At 45.6% G+C, this 16358-nt stretch carries 10 protein-coding genes; 8 read left to right on the plus strand and 2 right to left on the minus strand.

Annotation, left to right across the window (positions count from 1 at the left end):
• Positions 1-76: 76 nt before the first annotated feature.
• Positions 77-2068 carry a glycogen debranching protein GlgX gene (gene glgX / locus R7P69_RS01060; RefSeq protein ID WP_238952409.1) on the minus strand — a complete coding sequence of 664 codons (1992 nt, stop codon included), beginning with the start codon at positions 2066-2068 and terminating at the stop codon, positions 77-79.
• A gap of 446 nt (positions 2069-2514) precedes the next feature.
• Here glgX and R7P69_RS01065 point away from each other — a divergent pair, with 446 nt between their 5' ends.
• From R7P69_RS01065 to R7P69_RS01085, 5 genes are all read left to right on the plus strand, one after another.
• Positions 2515-3786, plus strand: coding sequence for a maltoporin (locus R7P69_RS01065; RefSeq protein ID WP_005374784.1), 1272 nt, complete (start codon positions 2515-2517; stop codon positions 3784-3786).
• Between the two features lie 100 nt (positions 3787-3886).
• On the plus strand, positions 3887-4696 hold the full coding sequence (locus R7P69_RS01070; protein WP_064354976.1) for a MalM family protein: 810 nt from the start codon (positions 3887-3889) through the stop codon (positions 4694-4696).
• A gap of 316 nt (positions 4697-5012) precedes the next feature.
• The gene (locus R7P69_RS01075; RefSeq protein ID WP_017634473.1) at positions 5013-5519 is read left to right on the plus strand and encodes a hypothetical protein; all 507 of its coding nucleotides are present in this window, start codon (positions 5013-5015) and stop codon (positions 5517-5519) included.
• 120 nt (positions 5520-5639) lie between these two features.
• Positions 5640-7253, plus strand: a complete 1614-nt coding sequence (locus tag R7P69_RS01080) for an alpha-amylase family glycosyl hydrolase (protein WP_017634472.1) — start codon at positions 5640-5642, stop codon at positions 7251-7253.
• A 331-nt stretch (positions 7254-7584) separates the two neighbouring features.
• On the plus strand, positions 7585-9201 hold the full coding sequence (locus R7P69_RS01085) for an endonuclease (protein ID WP_238952411.1): 1617 nt from the start codon (positions 7585-7587) through the stop codon (positions 9199-9201).
• 99 nt (positions 9202-9300) lie between these two features.
• Here the strand turns inward: R7P69_RS01085 and pulA are convergent, their stop codons facing one another.
• Complete coding sequence (pulA, locus tag R7P69_RS01090; RefSeq protein ID WP_238952412.1) at positions 9301-13290, minus strand: pullulanase-type alpha-1,6-glucosidase; 3990 nt, start codon at positions 13288-13290, stop codon at positions 9301-9303.
• Positions 13291-13836: 546 nt separating this feature from the next.
• Between pulA and R7P69_RS01095 the strand changes: the two genes are divergently transcribed.
• From R7P69_RS01095 to pdxY, 3 genes are all read left to right on the plus strand, one after another.
• Positions 13837-15033: a tetratricopeptide repeat protein gene (locus R7P69_RS01095; RefSeq protein WP_238952414.1), complete on the plus strand. Its 1197-nt coding sequence runs from the start codon at positions 13837-13839 to the stop codon at positions 15031-15033.
• Positions 15034-15173: 140 nt separating this feature from the next.
• Entirely contained in the window at positions 15174-15362 is a 189-nt protein-coding gene (locus tag R7P69_RS01100; protein ID WP_031780908.1) for an AbrB/MazE/SpoVT family DNA-binding domain-containing protein, read from the plus strand.
• 101 nt (positions 15363-15463) lie between these two features.
• Complete coding sequence (gene pdxY / locus R7P69_RS01105) at positions 15464-16333, plus strand: pyridoxal kinase PdxY (RefSeq protein WP_213916985.1); 870 nt, start codon at positions 15464-15466, stop codon at positions 16331-16333.
• The last annotated feature ends 25 nt before the right edge of the window (positions 16334-16358 follow it).

Raw genomic sequence — 16358 nt, forward strand, 5'->3', positions numbered from 1 at the left:
AGTTAGGCAAATCTAACCAACAAAAAAGCCGAAGCACTGAGATGCATCGGCTTTCCTTTTTTGGAGCGTTTATAACTTAGCTACGCGTTTGCTCACCTTTTGGTGTTCTTTGGTTTGGTTGATAGTGCAAAATCACCATCGAGGTGGGTGACAGCAAGACTTCGCCTTCAGCATGTCCTGGGTTGAGGTTACGTACGTTTGTATCACAGATCGTCACCCATTCTTGCTTTCGCTCATTGGGGAGCTTAAAGCGCGCTGTGGCGTTAGTTTGGTTGATGAGGTAGACCAGCTCTTGTCCTTCTTTACCGATACCAAGGTGAAGTGCGACAGAGCTTAAACGGTTCCAATCATCGTGCTCCATTAAGCGACCGTCTGTACGGCGCCAGAAAATACGGTTGTTATTGCGATTCTCGCCACTGAAAGCTCGGATAAATGGCACCATGTATTGATTTCGGTTGGCGACCATTTGTGACATCCATGCTTTGAAATGTTGCTTACGTTCTGTCTCTTCCCAGTTCAGCCAACTGGTTTCGTTATCTTGGCAATAGGCATTATTGTTACCGCCTTGGGTGTGAGACAGAACATCAGCAGTGAGAATGTGTGGGATACCGAAGGCAAACAGCAAGCTAGCAATAAGGTTGCGTTTTTGCTTCTCACGCGTGGCGATGATCATCAGATTTTCGGTCTCGCCTTCAACACCGTAGTTTTCTGAACGATTGTCACCGTGACCGTCGCGATTTTCTTCGCCATTGGCTTCGTTATGTTTGTGCTTGTAAGACACTAAATCTTGCAGTGTGAAGCCATCGTGATACGTGATGTAATTTACGGTGAGTTTGTATGGCCAGTTCGCTGCACTGTAAATGTCACGAGAGCCCATTAATCGAGTGGCAAACTCTTTTAAATAGCCTTGATCACCGCGCCAAAAACTGCGGGAAATATCACGCAGTTTGTCATTACATTCGTTCCAACCAAATGGAAAGTTACCCACTTGGTAGCCATTTGGACCAATATCCCAAGGTTCGGCAATCAATTTGGTTTCACGCAAAATTGGGTCTTGCGCAACGGCTTTAAAGAAAGCTGCTTCTGGGTTGTAATCATCGCCCTGTCGACCTAACGTTGCAGCCAAGTCAAAACGGAAGCCATCGACTTTAAATTCGCTAACCCAGTAGCGCAATGTATCCATCACAAGGTTTAAGGCTGGTTGGTAGGTGAGATCCACTGTATTTCCGCAGCCAGTGTAATTGGCGAAGTGGTTGCCATGTTTGATGTAAAAACAGGAATCGAGGGCCTTCAGGTTGAAAATTGTAGGCCCTTCACCACCTTCAGCAGTGTGGTTGTAAACCACGTCGAGAATCACTTCGATACCGTTTTTATGCAATTCGCGAATTGTTGTTTTTAATTCCGTAACGGCGTCTTGTTCTGCGTAGCGCGGATCGGGCACCATAAATAGATAAGGGTTGTATCCCCAATAATTGACCTTTTCCATCTCTAGTAGATGAGGCTCATGCATGCATGCTGCGACAGGTAGCAATTGCAGCGTGTTGATGTTTTGCTGTTTGTAAAAGGCCAGCATTTCAGGTGATGCAAGACCTAAATAGCGCCCCCTCAGCTTGTCCTCAACCTCTGGGTGGCGTTGGGTAATCCCTTTGACGTGCGTCTCAAACAACACCATCTCTTCTCTGGGTATACGCGGGTGATCCGTGTTTTGCCAGTCAAAATCATCTTCGATAACGACGCACTTCGGCATATCGAAACTTTTGGCTGGAGAGTAGGGAGGATGATAGTGGAGGGCTTTATCTATTGATTTTGCGTACGGATCAGAAATTAACAGTGGCTCGTCCTTGTGGGAGACAAGATAACCGTATTTTTGCCCCGGCTTAATATCTGGAATAAAAGTATGACGTATGCCAGCGTATTCATTCGGTAAACCGCGAAGCTCGTAGCTGCCATCGTCTGCAAACAATGCCAGTTGAATGTCTTTTACGCCCGGAGCATGAATAGAGAAGTTACAGCCTTCTTTATTCAATGTTGCGCCCAGGGGGTAGGGGCGAGAGAGAAGTCGTGTCATCGGAGATACTTTATTTAATATTTATTGCTACCTTTAGGAAACTATAAGTTAAAAACTTTGTCTTACTAAGGTCAACCACCCTAAATATAAAAATATTCGTGTAATTTAATTACTTTATGTGACGGCTTAGAGTCAAAAATATGAAATGGCTATCACTTTGTAGCGGCTCAAAACCGAACAAACTTACTAATTCCTCCCTAGATTGGTGATCTGACTCGAAAAAACACCATTCGGTAAATTTTCTACTCCCTTCTCATCCCCCTTAAATTAGTTTAGGGCGGAGGAAGTCATCCTTGTACGCCTCGGGTAATCTCACAACTGTTGAAACAAACGGGGATTCGTTCCCATCTTACCTCTCTTTCTTTAGGTGTGTTTTTACTGCCTATATTCACCTAAAAGAGTGAGCAGGGAAGACAGAATTATAAATACCCTTAATGGAGTTAAGAATGAAAAAAGTAAGTGCAATTGCTGCTGCTGTAGCTGCAACTTTAGCTGCTGGTTCTGCATTCGCAGTGGATTTCCACGGTTACATGCGTGCTGGCGTTGGCGTGAACGCTGACGGTGGTCAACAATTAACATTCGAAAAGAACAAGATCGGTCGTCTAGGTAATGAAAGCGATATCTACGGCGAGATTCAACTAGGTAAAGAAGTTTACAACAACAACGGCAAAACGTTCTACGTAGACTCTATGGTTGCAATGACTTCTAACGGTTCAAACGACTGGGAAAGCACTTCTGCTAACTGTGGTTTGGATAACGGCGAAGTGAAATGTGTAGACGATGCACAATTCGCACTACGTCAGTTCAACGTTCAAGCTAAAGGCCTACTAAACTTTGCTCCTGAAGCAACGCTTTGGGCAGGTAAACGCTACTACCAACGTCACGACATTCATATCTCTGACTTCTACTACTGGAACATCTCTGGCGCGGGCGCTGGTGTTGAAGGTATCGAAGCTGGTCCTGGTAAAGTTTCTTTCGCTTGGGTTCGTAACGACCGCGGCGATATCGCAGACCCAGGCAACGATGGTGGCGCAACAAACGTAAACACTCTAGACGTACGTTACGCAGGTCTTCCTCTATGGGACAACGGCTCTCTAGAAATGGGCTTGAACTACGCAATTCTTAACGAAACTGACGCTGCGCCAAACGGCACTAAAGATGCGAAAAACGGCGTAATGTTCACAGCAGAATTGACTCAAGGTCTAGACGCTGGTTTCAACAAAACAGTGCTTCAGTACGGTACTGAAGGTTACTCTAAAACAATGGCATTCTACGGCGACGGTAGCTGGTACGGCGCAGAAGCTGACAACGGTGCATCTGGTTACCGCCTAATCAACTGGGGTGTAATCGGCATGGGCGACAGCTGGGAAATGGGTCACCAGTTAGTGTACGGTGTTGGTGAAGACATGTGGGCTGGCCAAGACAAGTGGGAAACAATGTCTGTTGTTGTTCGTCCAATGTACAAATGGGATGACAACCACAAAACTATCTTCGAAGCTGGTTACGCTATCGACGATAACGACGGCGAAGAAAACAAATACGGTAAGCTAACTGTTGCTCAAGCATGGTCTGCTGGCTCTAGCTTCTGGGCTCGTCCTGAAATCCGTGTTTACGCTTCTTACCTAACGGCTGACAAAGAAGACAACTCAAACACATTTGACAACGGTCGTTCAGACGATACGTTCCAGTTCGGTGTACAAGCTGAAGCTTGGTGGTAATCATCTAACCACTAAGTCCTAAATTGTCCTAGAATGATACAGCCAGAACTTATCTGGCTGTATTTATTTAAAAAACAATAAAGAGTCGAGGTAGACAGTAATGAAAAAATGGCTTGCTCCCGTACTGCTGGGCATGTTGGCTACTGGTTGTGCGTCTGTAGAACAAGTAGAGATGAGTCCAAAAGGTCAGCAACAAGTGATCACGCAATCGCGTGATATTCAATGGGTACCGCTTAACGTGCCTGTGGTTACTGAATTCGCTTTGACTGATAAAAGCCAAATGTTGTTGGATGGTAACAGTGCTGGCGCTATTGCAGCGTTTGCTCTTCCAGGTAACCGTGGCAGTCTCGATATCAAATTAGAGACATTCGTAAGTAAAGAACTTCAATTTTATGCTCCTAATGTCGCAGTGATGAACTCGGCAGGAGAAACCATTTACCAAGCAGATTTTTCAAAGTTTAAGTACGAACCAGCAAAACTGTTGGACAACGATAAATTTGTACTTGATCTCAATGTGATTCCAGACATGACAGGTAACGATCTGCATGTGTTGGTTTACACGACTTCCGCCGATCTAAAAGGAAGTACACAAGTTTTACACCCTGCAAAAGCCTTCGCCATGGCGCGCCACACTCAGCCGCCAGATATTGCAGACCCTCTAGCGAAACATAGCCCACTCGGTCAGTTCCGCTTTTCGGTATCCGCGAATGATATTGTGAATACTAAGATTGTTGCGAAAAACGACAACATTCCCCAAGGTACGGACCTTACTAGCTACTACTACAGCTCAATTGAAGCAGCAGTCGCAGCGAATGATATTCCGAAAGCGCTCACTTTGCTTGATGAAGCAAAAGAGCTGGGTATCGAAGGTGCACAACAAGTGTTTGTGAAAGCCGTAAATAGAAAATAATCAGATAAAAAAGGTCAGCGAAATGCTGACCTTTTTCATAGAAAATAAACCAATAAAAATACCCCTACATAGAGTTACCTTATTCACATAATTATTTTTATTACTTTGTTTTTTATATAGGTTGGATCAATAATTAATGGCAGTTCCTAACTTATTTTTTGTACTTAGGAAATAAACAAACTTCTCGAAGTGATTTAAATTCGCAATCTGACGATATTTATTTGGCGTTTGATATTTCCATTTTAATAACGATTAATATTTCTTTTAACCGTTGAGTTTATTTTGCTTTGGATATAATAAAAAGGAATTACGTGAAATGAACATGATGAAGACCTCTCTTGCTGCTGCCCTACTTGTTGCCTTAGTAGGTTGTCAATCGACGGCAGAACCTGAAGCGGCCACAGAGCCAGTTGTTAATATGTCTCAAGACGAAGTGGTTGCTTTCATGAAAGCGTGTGACAACCCAGACAGCACGGCGAAAGGACCTATTTCTAAACCACTATTTGTGGTGGGTACTTTTGCGGATTCCGATTGGAAACACGTGCCTCAGCGTCAATACACCTACAAAGGGAATAATTTCTACCAAGCCGTGGTTCAAGAAAAAGTAGGCTCCTACAAAATGCAGTATGCGACCGAATTATGGTTCCCACAATTTACCGCAAAAGGTAATCGAATGAACGTTGGTGAATTAACACCATTAACATTTGGTGGTTACGGTACGGATACTTCGGTTGATATTAAAGAAGATGGTAAATATGTATGGAGTCTTCAGTTTGAAGGAAAAGGCAAACCTGTTCATGTCATGGTAAATAAGTGCCAATAATATTCCATTCAATTATTTAAAATCTATTTTTATTTATTAACCCCTGCATGAAACACATGTCGGGGTTAATTTTATTACTCAAATTTCCGTAGTTTATTTGAGTAAGTTAGGGAGAATAAAATGCGTAATATCCTACGTAACCATCGCCTGTCTCGATCGTTGCTTGCGTTAAGTGTGATTGGTGCTTTATCTGCGTGTAATTCTTCTGGTGGTGGCGACACTAATAGTAGCACTCCGCTACCGGATACCAGTTATGCTTGCCAAGCCAATGTCATGGCGCAAAGTAACCAACTTCGTACTTATCAAATCATGGTAGAGAGTTTTGTAGATGGTGATGCGAGCATTGGTCACGGTACAGGTTATGGCACCAGCCATCATAACGGCGATTTGCAAGGAGTGATTGATTCACTCGATTACATCCAAGATTTAGGGATGAACGCGATTTGGTTGACGCCAGTTTTTGAATCGGAAGCGATAGCGGGCCAAGAACACTGGGCCGATCGTCTGGATGCCACGGGCTACTTTGCTACGGATTACTTCACCATTGATCCACGTTTTGGTGATTTAGAAACGGCGAGAACCTTGGTCGATGAAGCACACAAACGCGGTTTGTACGTGTTTTTTGATGGCGTATTTGGCCACCATAAGAATGGTTTGATCAAACCATCTCCCTCCGGTTTGTTGCCATCGGGATCGAGCAACCCCGTTGATTACCCAGCCAGTCTCGATTTCTACAAAGAAGTGGCAACGTATTGGATCAAAGAACTGAAGATTGACGGCTGGCGTTTAGATCAAGCCTATCAAGTTCCGACAGACGCTTGGACACAACTTCGTAAAGCCGTCGATGAAGCCTCACAAAGTGTGACGTACACCAATAGCAAAGGCGAACAAGTGAATCCGTTGGGTTACATGGTGGCAGAGATTTGGAAAGGGGAGTCTGAAATCGCGAATGAGGCGTATGGATCGAACAGCGATCCAGCATTGTGCTCTGCATTTGATTTTCCTATGCGATATAGCATCGTTGAAACTTTGGCCGTGAATGAGAGTGGCGTGGGTGGTCGCGGTGCGGATTGGTTAGACAACGGCTACAGCACACACAACCAATATCCAACACATGCGCAGCCGAATTTGATGATCGGCAACCATGATTTAGTGCGCTTTGGTGACTTGTTACAGCGCGGAAATTTAGCGGATGTGAATGATGTAGAATATTGGTTACGCCATAAAGCTGCATTTGCTTTCCAAGCGGCGTACACCGGGCCAATCACGTTGTACTACGGTGATGAAATCGGGGATCAAGTGGATGGTTTTGCCGCAAAAGAAGACAACAGCACCTGCGCCATTCAAGGTTTGTGCGATGATCACGTTGCGCGCAGCAGTGCGAAAATTGAAGGCGTGACGGCGACGCTTGATGCAAACCAAGCCGATCTCAAATCTTATGTGACATCGCTGATGACAATGCGCGATGCGCATCCTGCACTTTATCAGGGGTCACGCACGAATTTAGTTGCGAGTAACGGCAGTTATGTGGATTTGAAACAATCTGGTTCGGACAAAGTCTTGTTTGCGCTAAATACCTTAGAGAGCGCTAGAAGCGTCACTCTTACTCAGGAGAGTGTTGGTACTGGTGAGTTGGTGGATTTGCTCACGAATGAAAAAATTACTCCGAGTAATGGTCAATATCAGATTCTGATGTCGCCACTACAAGGACGATTCTTTGCGGTAAAACCTTAAGGAATTATTCAGAATTGATGCTCACCAGTTGAGCTGACCACAAGCTTTCTTATAAACAAGCCAAGTGTTGTTGCTGACCCCCATAGGCGCACACTTGGCTTTTTTCTGTCTGTTTTACTTTTCCCTTAATGGTTTTGCGACGATGTAGCCAACAAGTTGCTTCGCTTTTTGTATTGGCGTTTGTTTTCAGCAGATGGATATTTGTGAGATAAGCTGCACATTAAAAAGTAAATTAACACTTGTGCAACGTAAAAATGTGACTGAAGGATTACTTATGCCCCACTAATATGTTTATCGTGTTTGGGATTTATATAACTACTGGAAAAGTATAATGAAATCCATAACGAACTCCCTCTGTCTCCTTGCTGCTGTTAGCTCGCCGTTTGCATATAGCCAAATTATCAACGGTGACTTTGAACAGTGGAATGGCAATGTACCTACGCAGTGGTCAGAGATTGACGCTGGCATTACAGTGTCGCCAAGCAGCGAGCAAATCAAATCGGGTGGTCTGGCTGCCCAGGTCGTCGTGAATACAGGTACCCAAAGCAACACCGACTTTTTGCAAACCATTAATGTGGAGCAAGGGAAAACCTATCCGTTTTCTGTCTCGGTTTATCATACCGAAGGAAATGTAAAAGCACGTCTGGTGGTTGATGGTTATCACAATTACTCGAACCCACAACAGATAAACCAGTGGCAAGAGCTCGCGCACAATTACACAGCGAGCTCGAACAAGACCATCAACGTCGGTTTGCGTTTTTACGATGAAGCCAGTTTTGATGGCTCAGAAGTTGTCTACGTCGATAATTTTCAACCGACTGAGACGAGTACACAACCTCCTGTAGAAAGTTGTAGTGATCACCAAGTGGTCTTGACTCTCACAACAGATAATTATGGTTCAGAAACCAGCTGGACGTTAAAAAACAACCAAGCCGAAGTACTGTTTTCTGGTCAGGGATATGAGTCAGCAACCACCATTGAAAAGAGCATGTGCTTAGCTGACGGTAACTACCAATTCACGATTCAAGACGAGTATGGTGACGGCATTTGTTGTGGCAGTGGCGCGGGGTCGTACACGCTGACTGAGGGAGATAAGACTCTTGCTTCTGGCGCTGAATTCTCGAAAAGTGAAACCACCGATTTTAACTTAGGTGACACAACGACGACCCCACCAGTGGTTGATGGTTACTATCAAGCGGCATCTGGTAAGACGGGCTACGCTCTAAAAACAGCGTTGTTTAACATTATCAATAATCACTCCAGCCGAGGCTATTCTGCGGTCTGGACCTTGGTAAAAGATGCCGATATTGATCGTTATTACGAAAATGATGGCTCTATTCTCGATATGTATTCTGAAAAGCCATCTGGTAGCGATACAGTAAGCTTTACCAAAGTCACAGAACAATGTGGCCAATACAAAACGGAAGGGGATTGCTACAACCGTGAGCACTCTTTTCCGAAAAGCTGGTTTGGCGGTAAGGTTGAGCCGATGAACTCAGACGGTCATCACTTGTTTGCAACCGATGGTTATGTAAACGCGAAGCGCAGTAATTGGCCATTTGGTGAAGTGGGCACCGCGACCTACGTGTCTAGTAATGGCTCTAAACTTGGCCAAGCAAGCACTAGTCTGGGCTACTCCGGTACGGTGTTTGAGCCGATTGATGAGTTTAAGGGCGACTTCGCCCGTGCTTATTTCTACATGGCGACCCGTTATGAAAATATTGTAGGTAATTGGGAAGGTAATTCAAGCAATGCGGATGCTGTCCTTGATGGTTCAAGTTCGACGGTTTTTGAACCTTGGGTGTTAAACATGCTTAAGCGTTGGCACAAAAATGATCCTGTTAGTGAAAAAGAACGAAATCGGAATCAACAAGTGTTTGATTTTCAAGGCAACCGCAACCCATTCATTGATCACCCTGAGTTTGTTGAACAGATTTGGGGAAACTAACACCTTCTTGATTTTGGTATCCGCCATTTAGTGACGCCAATAAAACAAAGGGGAAGCGTGATGCTTCCCCTTTTTCATTATGGATGTTTTTAAATGAAACTAGTTTTTCGTTACCGTCACGATTGGCGCTGACTTGTCAGCTGCATTGAAGTGGAAGTTGTAGTTTCCTGCTTCTGCAATCGCAATTTTTAGGTTTGCGCTACCACCACCGGCTTCCATCGTTAGCCCTTTACCAAGCTCAACATTGCCTTCGCCACCGAAGTTGGTGTCTGCTGCCCAGTCTGCGCTAGCAACTTTCATCTCGTAGTTGCCCGCCGCTAGGTCAATGTCTAGCGAGTAAACGTCATTTGCTACATAGCTGAACTTCGCAGTTGAGTCTTGCGCTGGAGCATCCCATGTAGTGATAGTGCCACGTAAGTAAAGTGCTGTTTCACCGAATGTTGGTGCATCTGCTGACTTGGTCACTGACACGACCGGTTTTTCTACGCTTTCATCTTGAACATGCAGCGCGTTCAGAGTGAAGTTGTACTTACCTGTTTCAGCAACAGACAGCTTACAGTTACCTTCTGAACCTAAGTCTAGTGAACCAGAAGCTATATTCGCAATATCACAACCGATGTTTGGATTTGCCCAACCAGAGTCCGCGAATTTGAACTCGTGTTCACCAGCTTCAAGAACGCCAGTTACAGAGTACATACCGTTGCCAATAAAGGTCATCGCCCAATCACTGCTATCAGACCACTCGTTCATCGTGCCTTTCACGTAAACAACGGTTTCGCCGTAAGGAGGAATACTCGATACGTCTTTGTTATCCGTGTTTACTGGTAGGCCAGCACCTTGCGCGCCGTTTTGTGGCTGCACGAATACCGCTGTTGTCAGTGCTGGTACTGTGAACGTTTCATTGGTGAAGCTTGCACCTTTCACGATGTCATCCGCAGAGTTTTGTTGAACTTCATGTAACTCGAAACCAGTTGCGCCAGCAACTTTGAAAGATTTCTCAGTTGATGTTGAGTTCACAAAGGCCACGACAGCATCGTAGTTCGAATCTAAATCGGCACCTGCTGATGTACCATCGTCGATAGACATCACAATCAAGCCTTCCACTTGGTCTTTCCCTACGTTGCGGAAGTCAACACGGTTCATCACTTCTTGCGCGGTATCTAGGCGGAACAGTTCGCTTGTGCTACGGATTTTTAGTAGCTCTAGGAATTGTTGCTTAGTCAGCTCGATGTCGGTTGAGTCTGGTTTCGCCGTACTGTCACCAACGATGGTTTTGATCAACTCCCAGTTTGCACCGTCTTTGTCTTCACGTGGTAGACCAACGTTCCAGTTATTGTCGCTTCCGTCGAAGAATACACGGTTGAACCAGTCACCAGAATCGTACGAGTCGCGCTGCATGGATTTAGAGCGCAATAGCTCAGAACCCATGTGGATGAATGGAATGCCTTGACCAAGCATCACCGTTGATAGGGACACAGACTGCATACGTGCACGCTCGGCAGATGAAGTACCTGTCGCAATCTTGTAGGCGTTGTTATCCCACAATGTTTGGTTGTCGTGCTTAGACACGTAAGAGATGTTCTCTGATGGCACTTTTGTGTAGCCTGCAGGCGCACCATTGTAATCAACGTTCTTACCCAGCTTGGTTTCGCCTTTGTAATCAAGAAGGATGTAGTCAGCCAAGTTACCAGCCATACCTAGACGAACCAGATCTTGGTTGTGTAAACGACCATTCACCGACTCTGCGTCAGTTTTGGTTTCTTCGTTAGGGTAAGCGGCGTTACCAAAGCCTTGGTTAAAGCGAAGTGGGTGCTTACCTTCAGAATCTAAACCGCCATCAAACGGGCTTCCGCCACGAACTGCGTCACGCAGACGATCAGAGAAAGTACCGATTTCTGTCCCTGCCATGTTGACTTGTGTCGCCTGATCGAAGCGAGCGTTTTGCGCGACTTCACCGAAGTCCCAACCTTCGCCGTAGAACAAGGTATTCGGGTCAATTTCACGGACTTTTTCAAGTGCGTAAACCATCACATCTTTCGGCTGGTGGCCCATAAGGTCAAAACGGAAACCATCGACTTTATAGTCATCCGCCCATACCATCAATGAGTCAACCATTAGTTTGCCCATCATCAAGTTCTCGGTTGCGGTGTTATCACAACAGGTTGAGTTTTCGACTCCGCCAGTGTTGACGTTTAGGCGGTGGTAGTACCCAGGGACAATCTTATCCAGTACTGATTTTTCGTTCACACCAGATGCATTTGTGTGGTTGTACACGACGTCCATGACCAGTTTCAGATCCATTTTATGCGTCGCTTGAACCATTTCGCGGAACTCAAGAATACGCTTAGACCCGTTAGGATCGGTCGCATAACTGCCTTCTGGCACGGTGTAGTGGTAAGGGTCGTAACCCCAGTTGAAGCTGTCTAGCATGCGAAGATCGTTCATCAACGCTTGTGCTTTGCCCGTTGTTGGGTCGTAGCTATTTAATACCTCTTCAATCACTTTGCCGTCATCTTCGGTCTCACAAATGGAGGCTTCTGGCTTGATGCCACAAAGTTTACCCACGGTGTCGGTGATATCGACTCGCTGGTCAGCGTCTTCATCCACGGTTGCAATATCAAACGCAGGCAGGATATGTAGCGTTGTTAGGCCAGCATCTTTCAGGGCTTGTAAGTGAGATACAGACTCACGCTCAGGTTCTGTAAGCGCCAGATATTTGCCATCAAGACTTGGTGTGCCTTTGCTGTCGTTAAAGCTGAAATCACGAATGTGTGACTCGTAAAGGACGTGGTCTTCGTCTTTTTTAACCGTTGGGCGTGCGTAGTTTTTCCAATCTTGAGGCATTAAGCTTGGATCATCTAAATCAACCACTTGCGAGTATCGTGAGTTCTTAGACAAGCTCATTGAATATGGGTCTGTTACTAAACGCGTTTCAACGACACCAGTTGTTGGGTGGTATACCTTAACTTGGTAGCGATAGTATTTGTTGACAACGTTGCTTTGTGCCTCAGAAACCCAGATACCTGTTGCTGGGTCTTCCGTCATGGCAACGGTCGCTTCTTCTGCTAAGTTTTCATCGTAGATTATCAGATCAACATCTTGAGCAGTTGGCGCCCATAGTTTGAAGGTTGCGGCACCGCCTTCCACAATCGCACCGAGTTCTTGACCAATCGCGTTACCTGTCTTGGAATCGGCAAACACCGCATCCAAAACGCCCGGCTTTTGCACTTCAGTTGCAGAAATGACGTCACCATTTGCGTTGTAAGCCACCATAACGATTTGTGACTTCAGGATCGTACGTAAGGTCGCGTCATCGACATCGATACCCGCAGCTTGAAGGCTAGCAAGGTGACGGAAGCGTGATTTCAGACCATCAGACAACTCACCAGCTTTTGTCAGCTCAACTGCTGTACCGCCAGAGATTTGCTTATCTTCATCCATTTTGATGTCATTGCTAAGGCTGTAGAACAGCTTCATGGAATCCGCACTGGTCGCCGCTTCCCATGCAATGGTGTTGGCGTCTAACCAATGGGCTTTTTGACCATCAATATCAACAGGGCGCTCTTCTATTGGCTCGTAGTAAAGTTCACTGCTGCCGTGGAAGCCAAACAAACCTTTCGATTCGCCGATTTTCGTCAACTCTACTTTTGAGTTTGCGCTGCCGAACGCTTTCTCATCACCTTTGTGCAGAATGAAGTTCATGCATTCGTGTGGGTCAGAGGCGTCAGGGTTTATTTTCAGTACGTAGTAAGCACCGTAGGTGTCGTTGATGCCATCGAATGGGTGTGGCGCAGACCAATCCGTTCCTGTTCCCGGAATGCCCATTGCGTCTAAATCTGTGCTGGTACAGCCCTCACCGTTCCATAGGTGCAAGCCCCAACCTTCGTAGTCGCTTGCTGTTGAAGCTGATGCTACATCACGTTTGTAATAAATGACGACTTCGTTCTCTCCCGCAGGGTACAAGCCTGAGCTAGGGTTCGTCGTATCTTCGTTCGTGCTATCACTACCACAACCGCTGATTACCGCGACGGAAATCAAAGGCAGTACGGTTTTGGCAATTGTTGATAATTTAAATGTCTTATTGTCCACGTTTACAAATCCATTGTTATTGAATTGATATTGAGCTGCGCGCTGCCTTCGCTGACTCAATCATCAAGAAGGTTTTGCACACGCTAGAAAGGCAGATGCCAAAAAAGGAAATGTTCAACTAGATGCTAATACACTGAATCATCAGCAAAATGTGAGAGCAGGCTGTTAAGTTTTTTACAGGTGCAAATTTTCTGTCACAGTCGATTTTGTTCACAAATTAAATAATAAAATAGGCGCATAGTGAGAGATTCTGCACATCATTAAAATGTAAATTTTTATGGGATGAGTAAGGGGGGATGATAGGGGATGAGAATGTCTCAGCCCCAAAACCGTGATTAAGTTCTATAAAAATGAGGGCTATATTTTTCTTTTAAAAATAAGTTGCAGTGATGTTGAATAAAATACCGCCATTAAGTCTTCGCAAGCTTCAGATTTTCGCTAAGTGGTCGTTATATAATGAAGGTAGTCGGCGTTATGTCGGCGCGTAATCATAAGATTTCCCTGAAAGGGAGTTGAATTGGGCCCTGAAACCAAAAGAGGCTATTTATGAGTAGTATGGGCATTGCCATTGCGGCAACTGGCCTTTCACTCGTCCTGATATTTGTGTGGATGATCTCGTTGTCGATGCGGAAACAGAGACTCGAGGCAGAGAGGAAAGCTCGCGAAGCCGCTTATCGAAAGGCGATGCATAAAGCGCGAGAGCAAGAGCGTAAAGAGCGAGAGTTCAAAGCAGAAACCGGGCATATCCCCACCATTTTATTTCTAGCGAAAGAAGCCGAAAAGGACAACATTCGTCAAGCGCTGTATTGGTATGATAAAGCCGCTAAATTGGACAATGTGACGGGGATGTACGGCATTGTTCGCTTAAGTGAACGCATGCGCGAAGATGTGATTTTAAAAGAGCAGGCAAACTTCTGGCGTACCGCAATTGCGGGAATGGAAGGGGATACCGAAGCGAAATTTTCGACGGGCAAGGCCTTGGTCTTTGGTCGAGGAACTGAAAAAAATATCCCAAAAGGTAACCAGCTGGTTGAAACTGCCGCCGAAGAAGGCTGCATTGATGCCATGATTTATATGGGGGAATGGCAGCTTTCACCAGACAATAGTGCAGGACGCAGTGCAGATGCGCTTTACTGGTTTATGAAAGCGGCGGAAAAAGACAGTGCAGAAGGCAAGATCCAAGTCGGCTTATGTTACCTAAATGGCATTGGTACAGAAAAAAGCATGGTTAAAGGTTGCTACTGGCTGGAACGGGCCGCGGAAGGTGGCAGTGCTAAAGCGATGTATCATGCTGGCGAAGCGTGGAAGGATAAAGGTAAAACGGGTAATGCAATTGCTTACGTTTGGCTGTTTCTTGCTGCCAATATGGGCTACCAACCTGCACGTACGTTGCGTGATGAAGTGGCAACCAATATTGGTGTTGATGTTGTCGTTGGATTGCAGTCCATAGCGAAGCCGTTGCAAAGAAAGCTGGCCTCAGGAATGGTGAGAAAGCACTCTATTATTCGAGCCCTTAACAAAGTGTACAAACGCGAAGCGTATTTTCCTGCGGAAGAGGAGCTCAATGCGGTGTTGAATGACGAGAGTAAAGAAGCCTCCGAGGCTTGGGAGGAGGCATCAACACTAGATTTTCAGCCTAACATGACAACGGTAACAGCAGAAGGTCAGGCAAGCACATCGCCCAACGAAAAAAAACTTTCTAAAGAGGCGCTCGATTTCACTCAAAACTTCCTTCAACCATAACCTATCTTATCCAGAAGCCTCAAGATTGAGGCTTTTCTTTTGTCTTTAAAATGTTACGCCAAATCCAAGTCAGCTCAACGTATTTGAGGCTAGACATCCAATGACGTGAAAACTCATTTTCGACATTTGGAGGACGAAAGATGATAAGTCAACCTGTTAAAATCGGTGACGACACCGCCGTAGTCATTCCAAGCGTAATCCTGGCTCAGCTCGGGATAAGGGAAGGAGATACCCTAGAAATCGCACTGAATAAAGACAAAATGGAAATTAAGAAGATGGTGTTGAAAACCAACGTTCCAACTTACTCTGAAGATATTGAGGAGAATTGAGTTAGAGAATCTTGGTTTGTCGGATACACTACTGGTTTCGCAAAACTGGCGCTTGCCGCTGTCTTTGAACTATCGATAACTACAATAAGAGGTAAGGTACTATGCAAGGTATCCTCTCTATACAATCTCATGTTTCTTTTGGTCATGCTGGTAACAGCAGTGCCGTTTTCCCAATGCAACGCATGGGTTTCGAAGTATGGCCGATTCATACCGTTCAATTTTCTAACCACACGCAGTATCAAGAAGGCTGGACTGGGCGAGCGTTTGCGGCTGAAGACATCAGCGAGTTAGTTCGTGGACTTGGTAACATCGGCGCGCTGGAAAAGTGCCAAGCGGTATTGACGGGCTACCAAGGTAGCGCAGAGCAGTGCCTTGCTGTTGAAGATACCGTGACGAAAGTGAAGCAAGTGAACCCGAACGCACTTTATGTTTGCGACCCTGTGATGGGCGCGCCAGACAAAGGCTGCATTGTGGCTCCGGGCATTGCTGAAAATCTTCTAACGCGTTTGATGCCAATGGCGGACGTGATCGTTCCGAACCAATTCGAGCTAAGTCAATTTGCTGAGATGGAAATCCACTCACTAGACGATGCGATCACCGCATGCCAACGTGCGCTAGAGAAAGGTCCAAAAGTGGTGCTAGTTAAGCACCTTTACTGCCTAGAAAATGGCAGCTTTAACATGCTATTGGCTACGCAAGAAGGTATTTACCTTGCGAAGCGTCCTCAATTTGAGTTTGCTAAACAACCTGTTGGCGTGGGCGATCTTATTTCAGCTATCTTTACCGCGGGACTCTTAAAAGGCTGGTCTCCCAAGCAAGCTTTCCAACATTGCCATGACGCATGCTACGGGGTGTTAAGTGCAACGTACCATGCAGGCGAATGGGAGCTGCAAACTATCGCGGCGCAGCAAGAGTTTGTTGAGCCAAGTAAGCATTTCTCAATTGAAGAGGTGGCTTTGGTCACCGCGTAATTGAGCGCAATTAAACAAAAAAGGG

Origin of the sequence: Vibrio sp. 661 (genome assembly GCF_033339315.1) — a bacterium.
GTDB classification, from domain to species: Bacteria; Pseudomonadota; Gammaproteobacteria; order Enterobacterales; family Vibrionaceae; genus Vibrio; species Vibrio alginolyticus.

Excerpts from the sequence above, each read along its gene's own strand:
- glgX (WP_238952409.1), bottom strand. The coding sequence starts at position 2,068 with ATGACACGACTTCTCTCTCGCCCCTACCCCCTGGGCGCAACATTGAAT.
- R7P69_RS01065 (WP_005374784.1), top strand. The coding sequence starts at position 2,515 with ATGAAAAAAGTAAGTGCAATTGCTGCTGCTGTAGCTGCAACTTTAGCT.
- R7P69_RS01070 (WP_064354976.1), top strand. The coding sequence starts at position 3,887 with ATGAAAAAATGGCTTGCTCCCGTACTGCTGGGCATGTTGGCTACTGGT.
- R7P69_RS01075 (WP_017634473.1), top strand. The coding sequence starts at position 5,013 with ATGAACATGATGAAGACCTCTCTTGCTGCTGCCCTACTTGTTGCCTTA.
- R7P69_RS01080 (WP_017634472.1), top strand. The coding sequence starts at position 5,640 with ATGCGTAATATCCTACGTAACCATCGCCTGTCTCGATCGTTGCTTGCG.
- R7P69_RS01085 (WP_238952411.1), top strand. The coding sequence starts at position 7,585 with ATGAAATCCATAACGAACTCCCTCTGTCTCCTTGCTGCTGTTAGCTCG.
- R7P69_RS01095 (WP_238952414.1), top strand. The coding sequence starts at position 13,837 with ATGAGTAGTATGGGCATTGCCATTGCGGCAACTGGCCTTTCACTCGTC.
- R7P69_RS01100 (WP_031780908.1), top strand. The coding sequence starts at position 15,174 with ATGATAAGTCAACCTGTTAAAATCGGTGACGACACCGCCGTAGTCATT.
- pdxY (WP_213916985.1), top strand. The coding sequence starts at position 15,464 with ATGCAAGGTATCCTCTCTATACAATCTCATGTTTCTTTTGGTCATGCT.